At 71.9% G+C, this 20470-nt stretch carries 20 protein-coding genes; 12 read left to right on the forward strand and 8 right to left on the reverse strand.

Annotated elements, in window-relative coordinates; genetic code table 11:
- Window positions 1-33: 33 nt before the first annotated feature.
- From IEZ08_RS31820 to IEZ08_RS31840, 5 genes are all read left to right on the forward strand, one after another.
- Window positions 34-846, forward strand: coding sequence for an AraC family transcriptional regulator (locus IEZ08_RS31820; RefSeq protein ID WP_084780546.1), 813 nt, complete (start codon window positions 34-36; stop codon window positions 844-846).
- Between the two features lie 9 nt (window positions 847-855).
- Entirely contained in the window at window positions 856-1761 is a 906-nt protein-coding gene (sigJ, locus tag IEZ08_RS31825) for an RNA polymerase sigma factor SigJ (RefSeq protein WP_068925788.1), read from the forward strand.
- A 73-nt stretch (window positions 1762-1834) separates the two neighbouring features.
- The gene (locus IEZ08_RS31830) at window positions 1835-2956 is read left to right on the forward strand and encodes an NAD(P)/FAD-dependent oxidoreductase (RefSeq protein ID WP_068925790.1); all 1122 of its coding nucleotides are present in this window, start codon (window positions 1835-1837) and stop codon (window positions 2954-2956) included.
- Window positions 2957-3107: 151 nt separating this feature from the next.
- Window positions 3108-3473, forward strand: a complete 366-nt coding sequence (locus IEZ08_RS31835; protein ID WP_189243569.1) for a VOC family protein — start codon at window positions 3108-3110, stop codon at window positions 3471-3473.
- Window positions 3470-4480 (forward strand): methyltransferase, encoded by a 1011-nt coding sequence (locus tag IEZ08_RS31840; protein ID WP_141704199.1) that lies wholly within the window; start codon window positions 3470-3472, stop codon window positions 4478-4480. Before IEZ08_RS31835 ends, IEZ08_RS31840 begins: the two co-directional genes overlap by 4 nt.
- A 77-nt stretch (window positions 4481-4557) precedes the next feature.
- On the opposite strand, the gene IEZ08_RS31845 is transcribed toward IEZ08_RS31840, so the two are convergent.
- From IEZ08_RS31845 to purU, 3 genes are all read right to left on the reverse strand, one after another.
- Window positions 4558-5496, reverse strand: coding sequence for a maleylpyruvate isomerase N-terminal domain-containing protein (locus IEZ08_RS31845; RefSeq protein WP_068925793.1), 939 nt, complete (start codon window positions 5494-5496; stop codon window positions 4558-4560).
- A complete protein-coding gene (locus tag IEZ08_RS31850; protein WP_068925795.1) occupies window positions 5493-6047 on the reverse strand; it encodes a sigma-70 family RNA polymerase sigma factor in 555 nt (184 codons plus the stop codon). The genes IEZ08_RS31845 and IEZ08_RS31850 overlap by 4 nt, the downstream gene beginning before the upstream one ends.
- A 229-nt stretch (window positions 6048-6276) precedes the next feature.
- On the reverse strand, window positions 6277-7134 hold the full coding sequence (purU, locus tag IEZ08_RS31855) for a formyltetrahydrofolate deformylase (protein ID WP_068925797.1): 858 nt from the start codon (window positions 7132-7134) through the stop codon (window positions 6277-6279).
- A 306-nt stretch (window positions 7135-7440) separates the two neighbouring features.
- Here purU and IEZ08_RS31860 point away from each other — a divergent pair, with 306 nt between their 5' ends.
- From IEZ08_RS31860 to IEZ08_RS31870, 3 genes are all read left to right on the forward strand, one after another.
- On the forward strand, window positions 7441-8379 hold the full coding sequence (locus tag IEZ08_RS31860; protein ID WP_068925799.1) for an inorganic phosphate transporter: 939 nt from the start codon (window positions 7441-7443) through the stop codon (window positions 8377-8379).
- Complete coding sequence (locus IEZ08_RS31865) at window positions 8376-9011, forward strand: DUF47 domain-containing protein (protein WP_068925801.1); 636 nt, start codon at window positions 8376-8378, stop codon at window positions 9009-9011. The genes IEZ08_RS31860 and IEZ08_RS31865 overlap by 4 nt, the downstream gene beginning before the upstream one ends.
- Before the next feature lie 63 nt (window positions 9012-9074).
- Window positions 9075-9575: an NUDIX hydrolase gene (locus IEZ08_RS31870; RefSeq protein ID WP_275424751.1), complete on the forward strand. Its 501-nt coding sequence runs from the start codon at window positions 9075-9077 to the stop codon at window positions 9573-9575.
- Here IEZ08_RS31870 and IEZ08_RS31875 read toward each other — a convergent pair.
- From IEZ08_RS31875 to IEZ08_RS31895, 5 genes are all read right to left on the reverse strand, one after another.
- Complete coding sequence (locus IEZ08_RS31875; protein ID WP_189243570.1) at window positions 9559-10719, reverse strand: FAD-dependent monooxygenase; 1161 nt, start codon at window positions 10717-10719, stop codon at window positions 9559-9561. The genes IEZ08_RS31870 and IEZ08_RS31875 overlap by 17 nt on opposite strands.
- The gene (locus tag IEZ08_RS31880) at window positions 10716-11333 is read right to left on the reverse strand and encodes a TetR/AcrR family transcriptional regulator (protein ID WP_068929059.1); all 618 of its coding nucleotides are present in this window, start codon (window positions 11331-11333) and stop codon (window positions 10716-10718) included. Before IEZ08_RS31880 ends, IEZ08_RS31875 begins: the two co-directional genes overlap by 4 nt.
- A 524-nt stretch (window positions 11334-11857) precedes the next feature.
- Window positions 11858-13936: a tetratricopeptide repeat protein gene (locus tag IEZ08_RS31885; RefSeq protein WP_189243571.1), complete on the reverse strand. Its 2079-nt coding sequence runs from the start codon at window positions 13934-13936 to the stop codon at window positions 11858-11860.
- A gap of 166 nt (window positions 13937-14102) precedes the next feature.
- The gene (locus tag IEZ08_RS31890; RefSeq protein ID WP_068925805.1) at window positions 14103-14609 is read right to left on the reverse strand and encodes a GNAT family N-acetyltransferase; all 507 of its coding nucleotides are present in this window, start codon (window positions 14607-14609) and stop codon (window positions 14103-14105) included.
- Complete coding sequence (locus IEZ08_RS31895; protein ID WP_229803739.1) at window positions 14606-16159, reverse strand: NsdA family TPR-like regulatory protein; 1554 nt, start codon at window positions 16157-16159, stop codon at window positions 14606-14608. The genes IEZ08_RS31890 and IEZ08_RS31895 overlap by 4 nt, the downstream gene beginning before the upstream one ends.
- Before the next feature lie 369 nt (window positions 16160-16528).
- Here IEZ08_RS31895 and IEZ08_RS31900 point away from each other — a divergent pair, with 369 nt between their 5' ends.
- The 4 genes from IEZ08_RS31900 (at window position 16529) to IEZ08_RS31915 (ending at window position 20377) form a co-directional block, all read left to right on the forward strand.
- A complete protein-coding gene (locus IEZ08_RS31900; protein ID WP_141704200.1) occupies window positions 16529-16813 on the forward strand; it encodes a hypothetical protein in 285 nt (94 codons plus the stop codon).
- 565 nt (window positions 16814-17378) lie between these two features.
- A complete protein-coding gene (locus tag IEZ08_RS31905; protein WP_229803741.1) occupies window positions 17379-18269 on the forward strand; it encodes a mechanosensitive ion channel family protein in 891 nt (296 codons plus the stop codon).
- Window positions 18270-18335: 66 nt separating this feature from the next.
- On the forward strand, window positions 18336-18734 hold the full coding sequence (locus tag IEZ08_RS31910) for a globin (RefSeq protein WP_068925810.1): 399 nt from the start codon (window positions 18336-18338) through the stop codon (window positions 18732-18734).
- A 113-nt stretch (window positions 18735-18847) separates the two neighbouring features.
- On the forward strand, window positions 18848-20377 hold the full coding sequence (locus tag IEZ08_RS31915) for a glycoside hydrolase family 13 protein (protein WP_068925811.1): 1530 nt from the start codon (window positions 18848-18850) through the stop codon (window positions 20375-20377).
- Window positions 20378-20470: the final 93 nt, after the last annotated feature.

A 20470-nucleotide genomic window follows, 5' to 3' on the forward strand; every position in this document is an offset into this window, starting at 1 on the left:
AAAGTGTCGGTCGCGGCGGTTACCATCCCTGCCGTGGACGGGACCGCCGCGACCGGGGGCCTGACCTTCGTCGAGGGCAGGCCGGGCGCCTTCCTGCGCCCTTACGTGACGGAGCTGTCGGCCTACAGCGAGCGCTACGAGGAGCCGCTGGCCCGGCGGCAGCCGCCGTTCGCCGGGGTGGTGGTGATCTTCGGGGTCGGCGAGCCGCTCGCGCTCAGCGGGCCGGGCGGGCGGGCGGTGCTGGCCTCGTTCGCCGCGGGACTGCACGACACCTACGTCGACACCACCACGGTCGGCGCCGCCGAGGGGGTGCAGGTGAACCTCACCCCGCTCGGCGCGCGACGACTCTTCGGGATGCCGCTGAGCGAGCTGGCCAACCGGGTGGTCTCCCTGGAGGACGTGCTCGGCCCCTGGGCGGGCGTCGCGGTCGAGCGGCTGGCCGGAATCTCCGGCCGGCACGACCGGCTCGCGCTCCTGGACGCCCTTCTCGCCCGGCGGATCCAGGCCGCCCCCGATCCCGACCCGCGGGTCGGCTGGGCCTGGCGGCGGCTCCGCGCCACCCGGGGCACGATCCCGATCACGGAGCTCGCCGGGGAGCTCGGCTGGAGCCACCGCCACCTGGTCACCCGCTTCCGCGACCAGATCGGGACGACTCCCAAGGCCGCCGCCCGCGTGCTCCGCTTCGAGCACGCCGCCGCCCGCCTGCGGGCCGGCCTCTCCCCGGCCGACACCGCCGCCGCCTGCGGTTATTACGACCAGTCCCACATGAACCGCGACTTCCGGGCCATGGCCGGGATCACGCCCCGCGAGCTGGTGACGGCGGGCAGGGCGATCGCGGTCGCCTAGCATCGGCATGTGGATCTCCAGGGGACGGGCGCGGGGGAGCGTCCGCGGACGCCGGTGGACGTGTTCGAGGAGCAGCGGCCCCGGTTGTTCGGTCTGGCCTACCGGCTGCTGGGTTCGGCCGCCGAAGCCGAGGACCTGGTGCAGGAGACGTTCCTGCGCTGGAGCCGGGCCGGCCGTATCGAGGTGCCGGCTGCCTGGCTGACCAAAGTGATCACCAATCTGTGCCTGAATCAGCTCGCCTCGGCGCGGCGGCGCCGGGAGAGCTACGCGGGGCCGTGGCTGCCCGAGCCGGTGCTCACCGGTGACGGCGTTCTCGGCCCGCTGGAAACCGTCGAGCAGCGCGAATCGGTGTCACTGGGCCTGCTGGTCCTGCTGGAGCGGTTGAGCCCGGCCGAGCGGGCCGTCTTCGTGCTGCGCGAGGCGTTCGGGCACAGCCACGCCGAGATCGGTGACGTCCTCGGCGTCGACGAGGCGTACTCCCGGCAGCTCCATCGCCGGGCGAGGGCGCACGTCGGCGAGGCTCGCAAGCGGTTCGGCGCCGACCGTGAGCAGCATCGCCGCATCGTCGAGGGATTTCTGGCCGCGACCTTGCGCGGTGACGTGGCCGGGCTGGAACGACTGCTCGCCGCGGATGTGGTCGCCTGGGCGGATGGCGGTGGGACGACCGCGGCGCGGCGGCCCGTGCGCGGCCGTGAGCGGGTGCTGCGTTATCTGCGCGGTCTCAGCGCCCGGCCGGAGGCGTCCGCGGTGACGGCGGCGGTGGCGGAGGTCAACGGTGAGTTCGCCGTGCTCCTGCGGCACACGGGTGAACTGCGCGCGGTCATGGCCGTGGAGATCGGCGACGGCCGGATCAGCGCGGTGCGGACACTGGTGAACCCCGCCAAGCTCGCGTTCGCCGCCGCTCAGCTCATGTGAGGACGCTCACACCCGGGCGGTGTCACGAATCGATCGGCCTGCCGGTTCAAGGGGGGACTCGATCGGAGGAACCATGGCAGAGCGCATAGTGGTGCTGGGAGCCGGTTACGCCGGGCTGGGCGCCGCCAAGCGGGCGGCCCGGCGGCTGCGCGGCACCGACGCCCGGGTGACGCTGGTGAACGTGAGCGACCGATTCGTGGAGCGGGTGCGGCTCCACCAGTTCGCGGCCGGGCAGGCGCTTGCCGACCTGCCGCTGCGCGGCCTGCTCGACGGCACCGGCGTGGAGTTGGTGGTGGCCGGGGTGACGGGCCTCGACCTCGGGACGCGGGTCGTGCGGCTGGACGCCGTCCCGTACGAAGTGAGCTACGACGTGCTGGTCTACGCTCTCGGCAGCGGCGCCGACCTGGACGCGGCGCCCGGGGCGGCCGAGCACGCGTTCACCCTCGCCACCGCGGACGGGGCGGCCCGGTTGCGGTCACGCCTGGCCGAGGCCCGTACGGTCGCCGTGGTGGGCGGCGGACTGACCGGGATCGAGGCCGCGGCCGAGTTCAAGGAGGCGCATCCACGGCTGGAGGTTCAGCTGATCTGTGCCGGCCCGGTCGGGGACGGGCTTTCCGCGGCGGCTCGCCGGCATCTCCACCACGCCTTCCACCGGCTGGGCGTCACCGTGCACGAGTACACCCCGGTCGCCGGGATCGGCCCCGATGGACTGCTCCTGGACGATGGCCGCGCGGCGTCCGCCGACACCGTGGTGTGGGCCGCCGGCTTCCGCGTCGCCGGCCTGGCCGCGGCCTCGGGACTGGCCACGGACGAGCAGGGCCGCGTGCTGGTCGACGCGACCCTCCGCTCTGTCTCGCATCCCGAGGTGTTCGGCGTCGGGGACGCCGCGACCGCACCGACCGCGGGGGGACGGTCGCGCATGTCGTGCCAGACCGGCCTGCCGATGGGCCTGCAGGCGGGTGACGCGGCGGCCCGCCTGGTGACGGGGCGGGATCTGCGACCGGCCAGGATCCGCTATCTCTGGCAGAACATCAGCCTGGGCCGCCGCGACGGCGTCACCCAGTTCACCCGTGCCGATGACAGCCCGCTCGGCGTCGTCCTGACGGGCCGGGCCTCCGCGCGTTACAAGGAGGCCGTCACCCGCGGCACCGTCTGGAGGATGCGCCATCCGGGGCCCTACCGCCCGGGCGCGTGATCGGCCGCTGTCCGCCCCTGCCCGAGGGCGCCCTCGAAGCGCGGGGCCCGGCATCCCGGCTCCCGTCCCGGCCCGTGGAGGTCAGATTTTTCCAAGCCCGCCGGCCCCGCGCCGGGAGATCGTGGACCCACCACACGAGAGGGAGACGACGATGCGAACGGTTTATCCCCTGGCCCGCTACCGGGATCCCGGTGCGGCGATCGACTGGCTCACCGAGGCGTTCGGGTTCGAGGTGCACGAGGTCTCCAAGGGGGACGACGGCGCGATCAAGCACGCCGAGCTGCTCGTCGGGACCGGCATGGTCATGCTGGGGCCGGGCGGGCCGGGCGGGCCGGGCGGGCCGGGCGGGCCGGGGGTCTACGTCGCCGTGGACGACCCGGACGCCCACCACGACAGGGCGGTGGCGGCGGGGGCGCGGATCACGATGGAGCTGACGGACCAGCCGTACGGCTCGCGCGAGTACGCGTGCGAGGACCCCGAGGGCAACCTCTGGTACTTCGGGACCCACCGGCCGTGACGACGCCCGTGAGCTCCCCCTGGGAACTGATCTCCAGCTACATGCCCGCCCAGGTCCTCTACGTCGCGGCCGAGCTCGACCTCGCGGCGCACCTGGCCGGCGGCGAGCGTGACGCCGCCGAGCTCGCCGCCGTGACCGGGACCCACGCGCCCTCGCTCCACCGGCTGCTGCGGGCGATGGCCTGCCTGGAGCTGGTCACCGAGACCGCGCCCGGACGGTTCGCGCTCACCGAGACGGGTGATCGGCTCAGGGACGACGCGCCGGGGTCGTTCCGCGCACTGGCCCGGCTGTTCTGCGGACCCGACCTGTGGGCGAGCTGGGGCCTGCTGATCGACAGCGTCCGGACCGGGGAACCGGCCTGGGAGCGGGTCACCGGGTCACCGGCGTTCGAATGGATGGCCCGCAACCCGGAGGGGTCCGCGGTCTTCAACCGGGCCATGTCGGAGGGCACCCGCAGGAGCGCGCCCAGCATCATCGCGGGTTTCGACTTCACCCGGTTCGGGACGCTGGTGGACGTGGGCGGCGGGGACGGCACCCTGCTCTCGGCGATCCTGCGCGCCGTACCGGGTCTGCGAGGGGTGCTCTTCGACCTGCCGAGCGGGCTGGCGGAGGCCGGACGGAACCTGGACGGCCTGCGCGACCGGTGCGAGATCGTCAGCGGCGACTTCTTCGCGGAGGTGCCGAAGGGAGCCGACGCCTACCTGCTCAAGGGTGTCATCCACGACTGGGACGACGAGCGCGCCACCGCCATCCTGCGCGTCTGCCGCGCGGCGATGGCCCCGGAGTCCACGCTGCTGCTGCTGGAGCTGACGATGCCGGAACGGATCGACTCTCCGGACGCCGCCGTGGCGGTGATGGGCGACATCAACATGCTCGTGGCCACCGGCGGCAGGGAGCGTACGGAGACCGAGTTCCGGGCGTTGCTGGCCGGCGCGGGGTTCCACTCGGTGGAGGTCACCGGTCCGTTCCCGGACACCGCCCTGTGGATGATCTCCGCCCGCCCCTGAGCGCCGCGGCCGGGCCGTCCGGGGCAGGCGGCGGGACGCGTCCCGGACCGGGCGGCGGGGGCACGGTCGGGGCACAGTCAGGGACCGGAGAGGGCGGGGGCGGCGCGCAGCAGGTCGCGGGCGAGGCCGGAGTCCCCCTCCACCTCGGCGGCGAACGTGTCGGCCTCTCCCCTGCCCCCCACCAGGAAGCAGAACTCGGCCACGTCGCACGTGATCGTGGCGTCGGCCGGGGCGCCCCCCGCTCCGGCCCCGGCGTTCACGTCGCCCTCGCGCACGGCCTTCCCGTGCCGGTGCAGCGGCACGTGCCACCGCCCGCCGCCCGGTCCGGTCAGCACGAGCCGTACGGCCCGGCCCTCGGCCACCGTGTGCCCGCTCACCCGCATGGTGAGCGGCATGAGCCGGGCGCACAGGTCGGCGGTGGGCGTGATGTGCTCGGGTACCGGCTGGGGCAGCGTCACCCCCACCGCGCCCGCCGCGTCGGCGGTGTGGAGCCAGGTCTCAAGAGCCCTGGCCAGGATGTGGTCGACGGCCGGCATGGGGAACCCGCCCACGCTGGCCGGGGTGTCCGGCGGCAGCGCGGCGAGGTGGCGGCAGAGCGCGTCGGCCTGGGTGCGCCAGTCGCGCCGGGTCTGGCCGGGCGCCCGGCGGCGTTCGTGCTCCTGCAGCTCCGCCGTCCGGGCGAGCGCCTCGTCCACGGTGACCGGCGGGCCGAGGACGGGGGCGCCCACCGCGAGCGCCACGAGCCCGTCCTTCGCCGCGAGGTGGGCCAGCAGTTCCTGGAGGGTCCACCCCTCGACGGTCTCCTTGTGCCAGTCGTCCTCGCCCACCTGGCCCAGCAGGGCGTCCATGGCCGCGATCCGCCCGGCGTAGGGCGCCGTCCAGCCCGACACCGCGGCGGCGGGGCGGCGGCGGGCCCGGGCGGCGGTGAGCAGCAGGGGCCGCAACGACGTCCGCGGCGTCTCGGCCGTCTCTTCCAGGGCGTCGAGGTACAGGCGGGGGGTCGGGTCGTCGTTCATGTGCTCTCCTCGGCCAGCGCGTCGGCGAGCCGGCGCAGTCCCAGCCGGATCCTCGACTTGGCGGTGCCTTCCGGCAGGCCGAGCTCGTCGGCGACCTGCCGGTAGGTGCGCCCCCGGTAGTAGGCCAGCTCGATGACCTCGCGCAGGTGGTCGGGGAGCTTGCCGACCGCCAGCCGCACCCCGTCGGCCTCCTGCCGTGACAGTACCGTGTCCTCCAGCCTTTCCGGCTCCGGCTCCAGCAGGCGCGGGCCGAGCACCGACGCCTTGCGGCGTTCCTGGGCCCGGACGTGGTCCACCGCCCGGCGGTGGGCGATGGTGGCCAGCCAGGCCCGCAACGTCCCCCGCGCGGGGTCGAAGGCGAGCGGGCGTTCCCAGAAGGCCACGAAGACCTCCTGGGTGATGTCCTCCGAGACCGCGCGGTCCCGGGTGATCCGTACGGCCAGGCCGAAGACCAGCGGCGCGAAGCGGTCGTAGACCTCCCCCAGCGCCGCCTCCTCCCCGCCCACGACCCGCTGGTGCAGCAGGCGGTCATCCGCGACCGGTGCCTCCATGGCACCACGCTCCCGAATAGTCGGCTGTTGTCCGAGCTTTTCACCATCCGACATGAAAGTGGAGAGGACGACCACCCTTGATGAGGTGCTCCATGCGCATCGAGTTCCTCCGGTACCGGAAATAACAGGCGAATGAGGGACATAGGCGGGCGGCTGCCCTCTGATTCGTCCCCGGAGCCGGTCCGGATGTCCGCGATGCCGTGCCGTACGGGAAATCCGCCGGAAACGCCTAGCGGGGGAAGACGATGGTCTTGTGGCCGTCGAGCACCACGCGCTGCTCGGCGTGCCACTTCACCGCCCGGGCCAGGGCGACGCACTCCAGGTCGCGGCCGATGGCGACCAGGTCGTCCGGGGAGTGACTGTGGTTGACCCGGGCGACCTCCTGCTCGATGATCGGGCCCTCGTCCAGGTCCGAGGTCACGTAGTGGGCCGTGGCGCCGATCAGCTTGACACCCCGGGCGTGGGCCTGGTGGTACGGCTTGGCGCCCTTGAACGACGGCAGGAACGAGTGGTGGATGTTGATCGCCCGCCCGGCCAGCTTCTCGCAGAGATCCCCCGAGAGCACCTGCATGTAGCGGGCGAGCACCACCAGGTCGGCGCGGTAGTGCTCGACCAGCGCCATGATCTCCGTCTCCTGCCGGGGTTTGGACTCCGGGGTCACCGGCAGGTGGTGGTAGTCGATGCCGTAGGACTGGGTCAGCGGGCGCAGGTCGGGGTGATTGGAGGCGACCGCGACGATCTCGATGTCCAGCAGGCCGGAGCGGACCCGGTAGAGCAGGTCGTTCAGGCAGTGGCCGTACTTGCTGACCAGGATGAGCACGCGCGGCTTGACCGCCGTGTCGCGCAGGGTGATCTCCATGACGAACTCGGGGGCCAGCTCGGCGAAGGCCATGCGCAGCTTGTCCTCGGAGGCCGGACCGGGGGTGGAGAACTGCACGCGCATGAAGAACCGCCCGGCGTCCCGGTCACCGAACTGCTGGCTCTCGATGATGTTGCAACCTCGCCCGGCGAGCAGTCCGGAGACCGCGGCGACCACGCCGGGACGGTCCGGGCAGGACAGGGTCAGAACATACTCGGCGGAACTCATGCCTTCACCCTTGCGGAGGTCGGATCGTACGGTGCCGTGAGGCCGGTCTGGGCAGGGTACAGCGTGCCGGCCGCGTCCACCTCCACCGGTCCGCGTGCGCGGCCCCCGGCCTCGGCCACATCCCCGCCGCGGCTCACCTGGACGGATTCTTCATCCATCATTCACCCGATCTTGGGTATCAAGTAACCGTCAGCGCACCGCGGACGTCACCTGCGAGCTGGCACCGGGGGCAGCCGTCATCCGCCTGTGAGCCCATGGGCGCGTCGATCTCACCGTCCACCCGGTGTCCGATGGGAATGGAGGACCGTGAGCCCGATCGTCCTGACGGCGCTCGCCGGTCTGTTCGCGATCATCAGCGGGATCAACGACGGCGGCGCGCTGCTCGCGACCGGACTCAAGATCCCCAGCATCCGGCCGGTGACCGGCGTCCTCATGATGATGGCCGCGGTCGCGCTGGTCCCCCTGGTGACCAGCCAGGTGGCGATCACCTTCACCACCCGGCTGGCCACGATGGAGGGACCCGACGGACAGGTCGCCATGGCCGTCGCGGTCCTGTCCGCACTGGCCGTCGTCATGTTCCTGAGCGGCCGGGGGCGGCCCACCAGCCTGACCCTCGCCATCGTGGGCGCCCTCACCGGGGCCAACCTGGCCTGGGGGGTGCCGGTCTCCTACGGCGGCGTGGCGTTCGTGCTCGGGGTCGCGCTGGCGGCGCCGTTCGTCGGAGCGCTGCTCGCGATCCCGGTCAGGATCCTCCTCGTACGGCTGGCGCACGGCCGTACGCTCCGGCAGTGGCACCGGGCCGGGTTCACCCTGCAGTGCCTGGCCTACGCGGCGAACGACGGGCAGAAGATGCTGGCCGTCTTCATGATCTCCTTCGGCCTTCCGAGCGCCTCCCTGCCCACCTGCGTGGCGATGGCCGGGCTGTTCGGCGCCGGCGCGGTGTACGGCCTGCCGCGCGCCGGCCGCCTGCTCAGCCGCGAGATCCTCGCCTCCCGCCCGCTGCACGGGGTGACCGCCGAACTGTCCGCCGGCACCGCCGTCATCGGCTGCGCGGCGATCGGCGCGCCGGTGAGCATGACCCAGAGCATCGCCGGCGCCCTGATCGGGGCCGGCGCGGTCGAGAGCATGGGGCGGGTGCGCTGGCACTCCGCCATGAAGATTGTCCTTGCCTGGATGCTGACGTTGCCGGTGAGCGCGCTGCTCGCCGCGGCGGCGGCGCTCATCGTCAGAGGGGTGATGGCTTGAAGCGGCTACGCAGGGTCCGGGACCTGATGACCGGGCACATGGACAGCGCTCTCGCCGAGGCGCTGATCGGCCAGCTGGAGGCGACGAAGGAGGGCGCCTGGCTGGCCATCGCGATGATCGGGGGCGACACCCGCAGGACCGACGCGCACGAGGAGATGCGGGAGATCGAGCACCGGGGCGACACCCAGCGCGCCCGCCTGGTGGAGGAGCTGTCCGGCTCCCTGGTCACCCCCATCGACCGGGAGGACATCTTCCGGCTGTCCCGCTCGATCGACGACATCCTCGACTCCCTGCGCGACTTCGTCCGCGAGTCCCACCTCTACCGGGTCCGCGACCAGCAGCACTTCGCCCCCATGCTGGATCAGGTGATCGTCGGCATCGAGGCGCTGGAGACCGCGGTCCGCGATCTGGTCTCCTCCAGCACCTCGACGGTCACCCACGACGCGCTGGAGGCCAAGAAGGTCAGCGGCACCCTCCAGCGCATGTACCAGTACGAGATCGCCCGCATCTTCTCCGGGGAGATCACCGCCGAGGCCATGAAGGAGCGCGAGCTGGTCCGCCGCCTGGAGATCGTCGGCATCGCGATCGGCGTGGCCGCCGACGCCATCGCCGACGGCGCGATGAAACGCTGATCCCTTCAGTCGCCGGTCACGCCGTAGTAGCGTCCCGGACCTATGAGCGAGTCCGAGGTGCCCGTGAGCGAACCCGAGGTGCCCGTGAGCGAACCCGCGGTGCCCATCAGTGAGCCCGGGGTGAACGACCGGCCCGCGGCGCGGGTGGTGTGCGTGGACGGCCGGGGCCGGGTGCTGCTGCTGCACTGGCGTGACCCGGTGAGCGGGCTGGCCCTGTGGGAGCCCCCGGGGGGCGGGATCGACCCGGGGGAGACGCCGCTGGAGGCCGCCCGGCGGGAGCTGACCGAGGAGACCGGGCTGCCCGGTGCGGCGGTGCTGAACCGGTGGGTGCCGGTACGGCGGGACTTCACCTGGCTGGGGGTGCGCTACGCCAAGACGGAGCGGTTCTACCTGGCCAGGTTCGGCGAGACTCCCGAGGTGGCCCCCGGCGCGTTCACCGCCGAGGAGGACGACACCTCCCTCGGCCACGGCTGGTTCTCACCCGGGGAGATGGCCGCGCTGTCCGACCCGCTGGAGCCGCCGGACCTGGTGGCGGTCGTCTCCCGGCTCACGCGGCTGGGATGACGCTGGAGCTCAGGTTCCGGAACGCGCGTCCCATGAGGGCGGTGCCGCCCGGCAGGTCGGCCAGGCCGAACAGGCGGTTGCGCAGGGCGATCCGCCACGCCTGGTGCGGCACCATCCACTCCGCGGAGGTGCGGCCGCTCTCCTGCTTGGCCAGGACGAAGGGGCGCATCCGCCGCTCGTAGCGCTCCAGCGCCGCCCCGGTGTCCGCGCCGAGCAGCTCGACGGCCAGCGTGTAGGCGCCGCCCATCGCCATCGACGCGCCCTGCCCGGCCATGAGCGAGACCGCGTGGGCGGCGTCGCCGAGCAGGACGGTACGGCCCCGGCTCCAGCCGGGCATGCGGATCTGGGCGACGCAGTCGTAGTACGGATCCTCCGGGCAGTGGGCCAGCAGCCGGTCCGTCAGCTCGCCCATGTCCCGGTAGCGGGAGGCGATCTCGGTGCGGGGGTCGGCGGGCAGGGCCGTGGCCGGGCAGGCGTGCACGAGGAAGGCCGCCAGGGCGCCGTCGCGCGTCGGGTAGACCCCGGCCTGCCGGTCCGGGACGCCCACCAGGATCGCCCGCCTGCCGACCTGTTCGGCCAGCCCCGCGTCCCGGATCAGGTAGGAGGCGGTGTGGTAGCCCAGCGCGCTCAGGTAACGGTCCTCGGGACCGAAGGCCAGGCGGCGCACCACAGAGTGGATGCCGTCGGCGCCCGCCAGCAGGTCCGCCCGGAACACCGTCCCGTCGGTCAGCTCGGCCTCCACCCCGTCCGGAACGTCCCGGATCTCCGTGATGCTGGTGCCGTACCGGATCTCCACCCCGGGGTCCAGGGAGGCGCGGATCACCGTCTCCAGTCCGCCGCGCATGAGGCTGAGCACCCGGCCGCCGAGCACCGCCCGGGCGGAGGCGTAGCGCAGGCCGCCGGCCCGCCGGCCGCGCGGGTCGGCGTAGACGAGCTCGTCGATGTCGGCGGCGATCTCGCGCAGCGTGCCGAGGATGCCCATGCGCTCGGCCACGTCGTAGCCCGAGCCGAAGAAGTCGATCATGTAGCCGTCGCTGCGCGGCCCGGCCGCCCGCTCCACGACCGTCACCTCGGCGCCGCCGCGCCGCAGCCACCAGGCCAGCGTGAGCCCGGCTATCCCGGCGCCGCAGATCAAGACCTTCATCGGGGTTCCCCTTCCGTGCCGAACAGTCCGTCGCGGTAGATGTCCAGCACCTCGCCGGCCCAGCGGACGGCGCCCTCGGGACCGAGCGGGTCGGTGCCGAGCACGTCGGCGAGCTGGTCCCGGAGGAGCAGCAGCACCAGGTCGGCGGCCATGACGAAGGCGGTGCGGACCTCGGGGTCGCGGCCGGGGATCATCCGGCCGGCGGCGGCGAGCGCGTCGAGCATCGCCCGGGAGGCCGCGAACCAGCGGCGGAAGATCCTCGTCCCGGCGGCGTCGCCGGACAGCAGCAGGCGGCGCAGGTATCCGGGGATCGACGAGCCGGGTGGCAGGTCCTTCAGGAGCGCCTCGGCGAAGGACGCGCCGTCCGACAGGTCGAGCTCCCCTGCCGCCGCCCGGGCGAACATGCCGTCGAACACTCCGGACACGTGCTCGTCGGCCACGGCCCGCAGCCCCTCCTTGGAGCCGAAGTGGTGGATGACGAGCGCGGGTGAGACCCCGGCCGCCGCGGCGATCCGCCGCACGGTCACCGCGTCCGGGCCGTGGGCCGCGAACAGCTCCAAGGCCCGGTCGCGGATGACCGCCCGGGAGGTGAGATCGTCATGGGCTGAACACATGTTCAGCATACTAAACAAGTGTTCAGGGTTGATCAACCCGGGACCGCATCGAACCAGGGGCGAGGAGGGGAACCATGCGTCCAGCGGCGAAGCTCCTCGCTCGCGCCACAGCTGGCCGGCCTCCGGGAATCAGCGCTGACACAGCCCTCCTTTCAGGACAAGACACGCCAACTCCGGAGGGAAGATCCTCTCCCCCGGAGGAGAATCCTCACCCCGGATGACGGCCGAGCGATCAGGGGAGAGCTTCGGGGGAATCAGCCACCCGGCGGGGGAAAAATCCACACCCGTGGGCGTTCGAGGGAAAGAGTTCCCCCGGAGGGGAGATTCCCTCCGCCGGAGGAGAGGTTTCTTGCACCCACGCGACGCGCCTCACCGCGGACCATGGCATCGCAGCTCCGGCGGGCACCGGCCGGGTGACCACCGGGCCTCACGACTTCAGGACGGCCCGGATCGCCGGACGCCGGACCCCGTGACGGCCCGGATCACCGGACACCGGACCCCGTGACGGCCCGGATCACCGGGCCTCACGACTCCAGCGCGGCCTGGATGTCCGGGTCTCCGGGGGCCAGGTCGAGGGCGCGGCTCAGGTCCGCGTCCGCCTCCTTCCCCCGGTTCAGCGCCCGGAGCGCCATCGCCCGGTTGAAGTGGAGCTCCGCGCTCTCCTCGATCTCGATCGCCCTGCTCAGGTCGGCCACCGCAGCCTCGAAGGCGCCCGCCCGGTAGCGGAGGATCCCCCGGTTGGCCCAGGCCGCGCCGAGTCCCGGCGCCCGCTCCAGCGCCGCGTCGAAGGCCCGGCCGGCCGCCGCGAAACGCCCCGCCTCGGTGTCCAGCTGCCCCCGCACGGTCAGCAGGTACGGGTTGCCGGGGTCGAGCGCCAGACCGGCCGCGACGTCGGCCCGCGCCTCGCTCCCGCGCCCCAGCATCACCAGCGCGCCCGCCCGGTTGACGTAGGCGTCCAGGTACTCGGGGTCCAGCTCCAGCACGTGGTCCAGATCCGCCCGGCCGCCCTCCAGGTCGCCCCGGGCCAGGCGGAGCTCGGCCCGGTTGTAGTACGCCTCCGGCAGCGGAGAACTCACCCTCATCGCGGTCTCGTAGTCGGCCAGGGCGTCCCCCTCCCGGCCGAGCGCGAGCAGCAGGTTGCCCCGGTCCAGGTAGTGGTCGGGGAAGAAGGGGTCGATGGCGATGGCCGCCGCGTAGTCGTCCAGGGCCTCCTCGGTACGGCCCAGCGCCGCCAGCAACTGCCCCCGGTTGGCGTGCAGCACCATCCGGTGCACCGGGTGCCGGTCCGGCAGCGCCTCCTCAGCCAGCGCCAGGGCCGAATCCACCAGCGTGAGCGCCCGGGCGGGCCGTCCCCGGCGCAGTTCGACGAGCGCCTGGCCGTTGCGGTCGAAGCCCAGCTTGAAGGCGCGTTCCCGGGGGTCGGGCAGCAGGGTGGAGATGGCCACGGCCTCGTTGATCCAGCCGGTGGCCCGGCCCAGATCGCGCCGGGCCGGGTCGGGGTGGCGGGCGTCGAGCATGGCGGTGCCGTACGCGCAGGCCGCGTGCACGGCGGGGTCCTGGCTCGTACGGCGCGCGTGCTCGTAGAGGCCGCGGGCCTCCTCCGGGCGGTTCAGGGGACCCAGCACGGCGGCCGTGCGCTGGGTGAGGCGCCACCACAGGTCCGATCCCGGCTCGGCCAGGCGCAGACCACGCGAGCCCAGCTCGGCCGCCGCGTCCAGGAAGCCCTCGCGGACACAGTGGTCGACGGCGGTCCACAGTGTCTCGACCCCCCTGCCTCGCGGATCGGACCCCCGCTCGCGGTGGAAGGGGATGGCGCCCAGCCGCAGGGCGAACTCCCCGGCGGCCTCCAGCTCCGCGGCCCGCAGGTCGTGCAGCCTGGCGCGCTCGGCGTCGCCGGCCGCCTCGTAGGCGGCACGCGAGCGCTCATCGAGGCATTCGGACGCCACATGGGCCGCCGCGTCGTCCGGGGTGTGCCCACCGTCGTCCGGTGTGTGCCCGCCGTCGTCCGGGGACCGCCCGTCGGCGGAGAGCAGCGCGCCGTCACCCGGGAACCGCTCGCGGGCGCGCCCGGACGACGGCTCCACCCCCGCCGCCCTCCCGCGGAACCAGGGCGGAGGCAGTCCGGAGGCCAGGATCACCACCGTCAGCAGCTCCGGATCCACCCGCCGGACCAGGACCGCGAGCAGTTCACGGTCGGTCGGATCGGCCTCGTGGACGTTGCGCACCATCAGCGTGAACGGCATGGCGGCCGGGCGGCACACCGGCAGGCAGGCCGTCAGGAACTCCGCCACCCCGTTGGCCAGCCGGAGCGTACGGCGCGGCGCGGGCACGAGGATCCGCTCGTCCTCCCCGACCCGGGCGTCCAGGGTCTCCCGTCGCGCGGCCACCCGGTCCCGCAGGTCGGGGGCCACGCTCCGGATCTCGATGTCGTGTGCGGCGACCTGGCGGGGGGAACGTTCCAGGACCTCCGGGACGATCGTGCGCAGCAGGGCCCCGCCGACGGTGTAGGGGCCGCGTGACCGCCGGTGCCCGTTCACCACGAGGGTCGGCGGGTCCGCGCGGTCACGGCCGGGTGCTCCGGTCAGCCAGAGATGTTTCCTCACCCCTTGTGGATGACGCTGGAAGCACCGGTCAACCTGGTGGTACCGGGTTTACGGACGATGATCTTCTTCATCGCATCCCCTGAAACGAGCTTCAGCTACAGGGAATAAGTATTCCGGCATATCACCAGATCGCAATGCCCGATAAAAGAAGATCTGGAATTCCAGGTCATATATGCGAGGTAGACGAGGTAGACATCGTCTCGATTAGCTCTTTTTCGCCGTATACCACGACACATCCGCCCCGTTCTTCCCGGCGGATCTCACGCCAGCCGTACTTGCGGTAGAGCTCGATCGCAGCGTGCTGGTTCAGTGTCGTGTCCCCCCGCAACCGCCGGTAGCCCAGTTCGAGGGCGCGAATCTCCAGAACCGAGACCACCCTCGCGCCGTACCCGCGCCGCTGGAACTCCGGGTGGACCCGGAGACGGCACATCTCCGCCGTCTCGTCGTCGACCCGGCGTATCCCGCCCATCGCCACGACCCGTCCGGAGACCTCCCCCACGAGGAACTCCCCCCGATCGGCGAGGTAGATCTCGTTGATCCGGGGGAAGTCGTCGTCGTACCAGACGCCGTCACCTGGGGCGAGGCCGACCTGGGCCAGGCAGATCCGGTGCAGCGCCCAGACGGATTCGAGGTCAGACCAGCGGTAGCGCCTGATCTCGAAGGGGGCGCTCATGCATTTCCACCCCTCAGGACCACCGGCTCGGTCACCGGCACCGAGCGCAGCGCATCGAGATAGGCCTTGAGGTGGGGGTGGTCGGGGGCCCTGCTCTCCACGAGCTGGACCACCTCCTGGGCCCGCTGCATGAGGATCTCGGGCCGGCAGCCCTCACCCAGGCCCGAGACCGTCTTCGTGGCGATCGACAGCGCCTCTTCGATGTCGCCCTCCATCACCTTGCACTTGGCCCGGTCGAGCTTGATGAGGGTGGGGTCGAGCCAGTCGGACGGGCCGTACTTGGTGAGGGCCTGCTCCAGGATGAGGTCGGCCTCCATCGCCTGGCCCAGCCTGACCAGGGCGTCGCCCTGGTGGAAGTAGAGCTGACGCTCGGTGTAACCGAAGGCCACGTCCTCCTGCTCGGCGGTGGTCATCTGGGAGAACGCCGCCCTGGCCCGGGACAGCGCCCGCTTGGCCTGGTCGACGACGTCCTTGCGGCCTGACCCCCCGGCCGGGTTGCCCGAGAGCATCGCGATCGCCCGGGCCTCCACGACCGGTGCCATGGCCCGCGCGGCACAGGGGGTCTCGCCCGCCATGTCGCGACTCTTCTTGGCGAGGTTGAGCGCCTCGCGGGGGTCCCCGTAGTAGAGCGGGACCAGCGCCTCCCTGGCGGTGACCCAGGCGCGCAGCGCGCGGTCCCCGGTCTCGTCGGCCGCCGTCCTGCCGGTCCTGAAGAAGGACCGGGCCATGCGGTGGTCTCCCAGGTTGATCATGATCATCCCGCTGAGACCGGCCAGCTGGGCCGCCATGCGACACAACCTCTCCTGCAGGTCGACGGGTTGCCTGCGCTCCATGGCCTTGCGCACGGAGCTGAACTCCAGCAGCACGTCACAGAGCAGCCGGAGCGGCGGCGTGTTCATGTATTGCCGCCCGAATCCGACGGTGGCCTCCTCCCACTGGTCGAGCATCGCGGGAGAGACGGTCGCCGACACCAGGGTGTCGTCCATCCTCCGGCGGATGCTCTCGACGGATCCGAGCACCTGGCCGTCCAGCGCGACAGTGCCGCCGGCCAGAAGTCCCAAAAGCGTTCTCCGTAGCACGTTCTCGTCCTCCTCGCCCCCGTCCGCAGAGGAATCGCTGGTGGTCTGCTTGATCCACAGCTCACGCGGACCAGGGGAAGTGTCGGGTTTTCCCTCCTGGAGATCGCCTCGGACGACACCGGGCATCTTGTGGCCGTGGCCGCAGATGCACGGGCCCTCGTATCCGAGGGCGACCGGTTCCACCCGGTAGACGGTGCACAGGTAGTGCAGATATTCGGGTCCCGGACGCTTCAGCCCGCTCTCGTAAGCGGACAGGAGCGTCTCCCCGATGCCCGGCGCCGGTTTCGCGTCGCGTTCGAACAGTGCCCTGATCTGTTCGATCACGTCGGCGAGAGCGATGCCGTGCGCGAGACGATGACCTTTGATGCGTGTGGTGCCGAACTGGGCACCGCACTTCTCATGGATCTCCTCGGCGATCTGCGCCGCGCTGCGTCCCGCGGCCAGGCCTCGTGCCCGGATCCGCCGCGCCAACTCTGTTTCCCTGTGCTGCCTGCCGGACATACCGGCCCCTCTCTCGTGGCCAGCTGGGCGGGCTGGCTCACCGTGTCCCGACCGGTCCTCTCCCGCTGACTCAGTGTGATCCAGATGTCGCACTGCGCCTACAGAGAATGATGGACCACCTTTGGCTCATCCGGAACCGCGGAATAGAGCCATCGGCTAAGGATCGTCTCCCGCCGGACTGTTTCTTTCAACCTAGTTGGGACAACGACCACCCTGACCTCCTCATCCGCGACGTTGACCCTTGAGCCGAGGTGAGTCATCTTTGGCCAACCAGCACTGATTCAGTCGCATAAAAGAATGCGATTCGGTGCGGATGAAGCGAAAAAGGAGGGAATCGAGGTGCAGGGAGACGACTTCGGGCACCTGGAGCGATTGGTGTCGGAACTTGACGCTCGCGGATTGCACGCCCGGGTGGTGCGGACCCGCTCGGGCCGCGCGTTCGTCCGCGTGATCAACCCGAACGCGACCAGCCTGGCGGAGAACGTCACCTGCCGAGCCCAGCCCGCCCCCAGCCATCCCGATTGGTACTACTGGTGGTCATGGGGTGAACGGATGCACACGGCGGAGGACCCCGCCGGTGCCGCGACCAAGGTCGCACGCGTACTCGCCGCGGTGGGAGAGTGACCGAGGCGATGACCCGGGACGGAGCGCAGCCGCCCCGGCTCGTCGCGCCCACTGCGGCTCGGCGGAGCCGGCGAGGTGACCGGTGCGGAGCGTCCATGGACGCTGGCCACCTCGCCGGCTCCGAAACCGGAGCCACCACCCGGGCTCGTCCGGGTGGTGATCGGGGGGATCCCCCCACGGGAACGGCGCGGGACACGCTTCCGGGTGCGTGCCCCGTCCGTGCCGTACGTCACCGGAGCGTCAGGACTCGCCCCCCGCGGCCCCGGGTCCCGATGTCCCCGTCTTCCCCGGCGTGATGTGACGACGGCCGGCTCGGTCGGCAATATGGGTACGGTCGATGAACTGTCCCGCTGCCGACCGAGCCGATCCGGGAGGGATCCTCTCCGTGTTCTCGCTGTCCCCCAGCCCTTCCCCCATCCCCTCATCGACCTCGTCGACCGTGCCGTCACCGGCGCCTTCCCCGACACCGACGACGTCGATCGCGGATCTTCCCGCGCAGATAACCCAGGGGTTAACCAACGCATGTAGCGGCGGCAGCGGCGACAGTGACGTAATCTGCGGCATCGTGAACTCCTTCCTTCCCGTGACCTGGGCGCCCGTGGTCGCAGGGCTGATCTCCATCGTGCTGATCCTGGTGATCGCCTTCGTCCTGCGGAACGTGACCCACCGCCTGATCACCCGGGTGGTACGGCGTGCCTCGTCCGGCGCGGGGAACTCGCTGGCCGGGCGGCTCCGCGGCAGGCAGACGGTGGAGCCGGGAGGGCTCGACGCCGTCGCCGCCGAGCGGCGCAGGCAGCGTGCCGAGACGATCGGCTCGGTGCTCCGGCCCGTCGCCTCGATCGTCGTCCTCGGCACCGCCGCCCTGACCGTCCTGGACCGCCTCTCCGTCCCGATCGCCCCGCTGCTGACCAGCGTCGGCATCGTCGGCGTGGCCGTCGGCTTCGGTGCCCAGGAGCTCGTCAGGGACTTCATCGCCGGCATGTTCATGCTCCTGGAAGACCAGTACGGCGTGGGCGACGTGATCGACGTCGGCGCCGCCGTCGGCGCCCCCACCACCGGCACCGTCGAGGCCGTCACCCTCCGGATCACCCGCGTGCGCGACGCCGACGGCCGGGTCTGGTACATCCGCAACGGCACCATCACCCGCGTCGGCAACGAGTCCCAGGGCTGGTCCCGCGCCACGGTGGACGTCCCGGTCGCCTACACCGCCGACGTGCCCGCCGTCCGCAACCTGCTCAACGAGGTCACCGACGAGATGTGGAGCGACCCCGAATACCGCGACGTCGTCATCGTCGAGGAGCCCCAGGTCTGGGGGATCGAGCAGATCTCCGACACCGCCATGGTCTTCCGGATCAGCGTCAAGACGATCCCCTCCTGCCAGGCGCAGGTCGCCCGGGAGCTCCGCCTGCGCGTGAAGGCCGCGCTGGACCGGGAATCCATCACGATCGCCGGATGACCCGGGCCCGCACGGAGCGGACGGGAGGGTTCGGCTCCACGTTCCGCCACCCCGTAGGCTGAAAGCGTGTCAGGAACCACCGAGGAACCCCAGACCTTCTACGAGGCGGTCGGCGGCGAGGAGACCTTCCGCCGCCTCGTGCACCGCTTCTACCGGGGCGTCGTGGACGACCCGTTGCTCCGTCCGATGTATCCCGACGAGGATCTCCCCGGGGCCGAGGACCGGCTGCGCCTGTTCCTGATCCAGTACTGGGGCGGGCCCGGGACCTACAGCCAGGAGCGCGGCCACCCGCGGCTGCGGATGCGGCACAACCCGTTCGTCATCGGCAGCGCCGAGCGCGACGCCTGGCTGAAGCACATGCACGACGCGGTGACCTCGCTGGAGCTTCCCGAGCACCTGGAGAAGCGCCTGTGGGACTACCTCGTCTACGCGGCGCACAGCATGGTCAACGCACCCGACGCGTAACCGGGGCGCGGGGCGTCCGCCACCGCCGTACGGACAGCCCGGCGCCACTCCCGGACGGCGCCCGGCGCGGCCGTGAGGCATAAACCTCGCCGGGTGGGGGCAACCCATTCCATATGCGAATTCCCTGGTGGCGTGAGGCCGTCGTCTATGAAATCTACGTTCGCAGCTTCGCCGACGCCTCGGGAGACGGCGTCGGCGACCTGGCCGGCGTCCGGCAACGCCTGCCGTACCTCGCCGAGCTGGGCGTCGACGCCGTCTGGCTGACCCCCTTCTACCGCTCGCCCATGGCGGACGGCGGCTACGACGTGGCCGACCACCGGGATGTGGACCCGCTGTTCGGCACCCTGGACGACTTCGACGCGATGGTGGCCGACGCGCACGAGCTCGGGCTGCGCGTGATCGTGGACATCGTGCCGAACCACAGTTCCTCGGAGCACACGTGGTTCCAGGCCGCCCTGCGCGGCGAGGGCCGCGAGCGCTACATCTTCCGGGACGGTGGAGGAGAGCCGCCCAACAACTGGCAGTCGGTGTTCGGCGGCCCCGCCTGGACCCGGCTCCCCGACGGACAGTGGTACCTGCACTTGTTCGACACAACACAGCCCGACTTCAACTGGCGCAACCCCGAGGTGCACAACGAGTTCCTCGACGTGCTGCGGTTCTGGCTGGACCGGGGCGTGGACGGGTTCCGGATCGACGTCGCCATGGGCCTGTACAAGGCCGAAGGGCTGCCCGACACCCCACTCGAAAGGCAGGCGTTCCGGACCGACACCCCCATCTGGGGACAGCCCGAGGTGCACGAGGTCTACCGCCAGTGGCGTAAGATCCTCGACTCCTACGACGGCGACCGGATGGCCGTCGGGGAGGTCTGGACCGACTCCGTCGAGGATCTCGCCCGCTACCTCCGCCCGGACGAGCTGCACCAGAGCTTCAACTTCGCATGGCTGGAGGCCCCCTGGTCGCCCACCGCCTTCCGGACCGTCATCGACGACACCATGGCCACCGGGGCCTCCCCCACCTGGGTGCTCTCCAACCACGACGTGGTGCGTCACGTGACCCGCTACGGCGAGGGCCTGCCCCGCTCCACCACCGGCCTCGCCAGGGCCCGGGCCGCGCTGCTGACCATGCTCGCCCTGCCCGGCTCGGCCTACCTCTACCAGGGGGAGGAACTCGGACTGCCCGAGGTGACGGATCTCCCCCCGGAGGCCCGTCAGGACCCCATCTTCACCCGCTCGAAGGGGAAGATCCCCGGCCGGGACGGCTGCCGGGTCCCCCTCCCGTGGTCCGGGGTGGCCGCGCCGTACGGCTTCTCCCCCGCCGGCGTCACCCCCTGGCTCCCGCAGCCGGTCGAGTGGGCCGCGCTGACCGCCGAACGCCAGGCGTCCGACCCCGAATCAACCCTCGGCTTCTACCGCGAAGCCCTGCGAGCCCGGCGGGAACTGCGCGGCTCACTGCCCACCCGCATCACCTGGTTGGACTCCCCCGAAGGTGCGCTTTTCTTCACCCGCGGCCCGCTGGCCTGCGCCCTGAACTGCGGCTCCAGCCCGGTACGGCTCCCACCCCACGGCCGCGTCCTCCTCGCGAGCGCACCCCTGGACGGCGACATGCTCCCCCCGGACACGGCCGCCTGGCTCCACACCCCGTGATGGGTCTCCCCATCACCTGAGAGCTGCCCCGGTACGGCGTGTCATCTCCGGGTACGGCGCCGTCGTCACTCTGTACGGCGTGTCCTGGGTACG

Source organism: Planobispora rosea, from assembly GCF_014648175.1.
In the GTDB taxonomy this organism is placed as follows: domain Bacteria; phylum Actinomycetota; class Actinomycetes; order Streptosporangiales; family Streptosporangiaceae; genus Planobispora; species Planobispora rosea.

What these genes read in the sequence shown, in the direction of transcription:
- IEZ08_RS31830 (WP_068925790.1), top strand. Translation starts at nt 1,835, where the DNA reads ATGGCAGAGCGCATAGTGGTGCTGGGAGCCGGTTACGCCGGGCTGGGC.
- IEZ08_RS31835 (WP_189243569.1), top strand. Translation starts at nt 3,108, where the DNA reads ATGCGAACGGTTTATCCCCTGGCCCGCTACCGGGATCCCGGTGCGGCG.
- IEZ08_RS31845 (WP_068925793.1), bottom strand. Translation starts at nt 5,496, where the DNA reads ATGAACGACGACCCGACCCCCCGCCTGTACCTCGACGCCCTGGAAGAG.
- IEZ08_RS31850 (WP_068925795.1), bottom strand. Translation starts at nt 6,047, where the DNA reads ATGGAGGCACCGGTCGCGGATGACCGCCTGCTGCACCAGCGGGTCGTG.
- purU (WP_068925797.1), bottom strand. Translation starts at nt 7,134, where the DNA reads ATGAGTTCCGCCGAGTATGTTCTGACCCTGTCCTGCCCGGACCGTCCC.
- IEZ08_RS31875 (WP_189243570.1), bottom strand. Translation starts at nt 10,719, where the DNA reads ATGAAGGTCTTGATCTGCGGCGCCGGGATAGCCGGGCTCACGCTGGCC.
- IEZ08_RS31880 (WP_068929059.1), bottom strand. Translation starts at nt 11,333, where the DNA reads ATGTGTTCAGCCCATGACGATCTCACCTCCCGGGCGGTCATCCGCGAC.
- IEZ08_RS31890 (WP_068925805.1), bottom strand. Translation starts at nt 14,609, where the DNA reads ATGAGCGCCCCCTTCGAGATCAGGCGCTACCGCTGGTCTGACCTCGAA.
- IEZ08_RS31915 (WP_068925811.1), top strand. Translation starts at nt 18,848, where the DNA reads ATGCGAATTCCCTGGTGGCGTGAGGCCGTCGTCTATGAAATCTACGTT.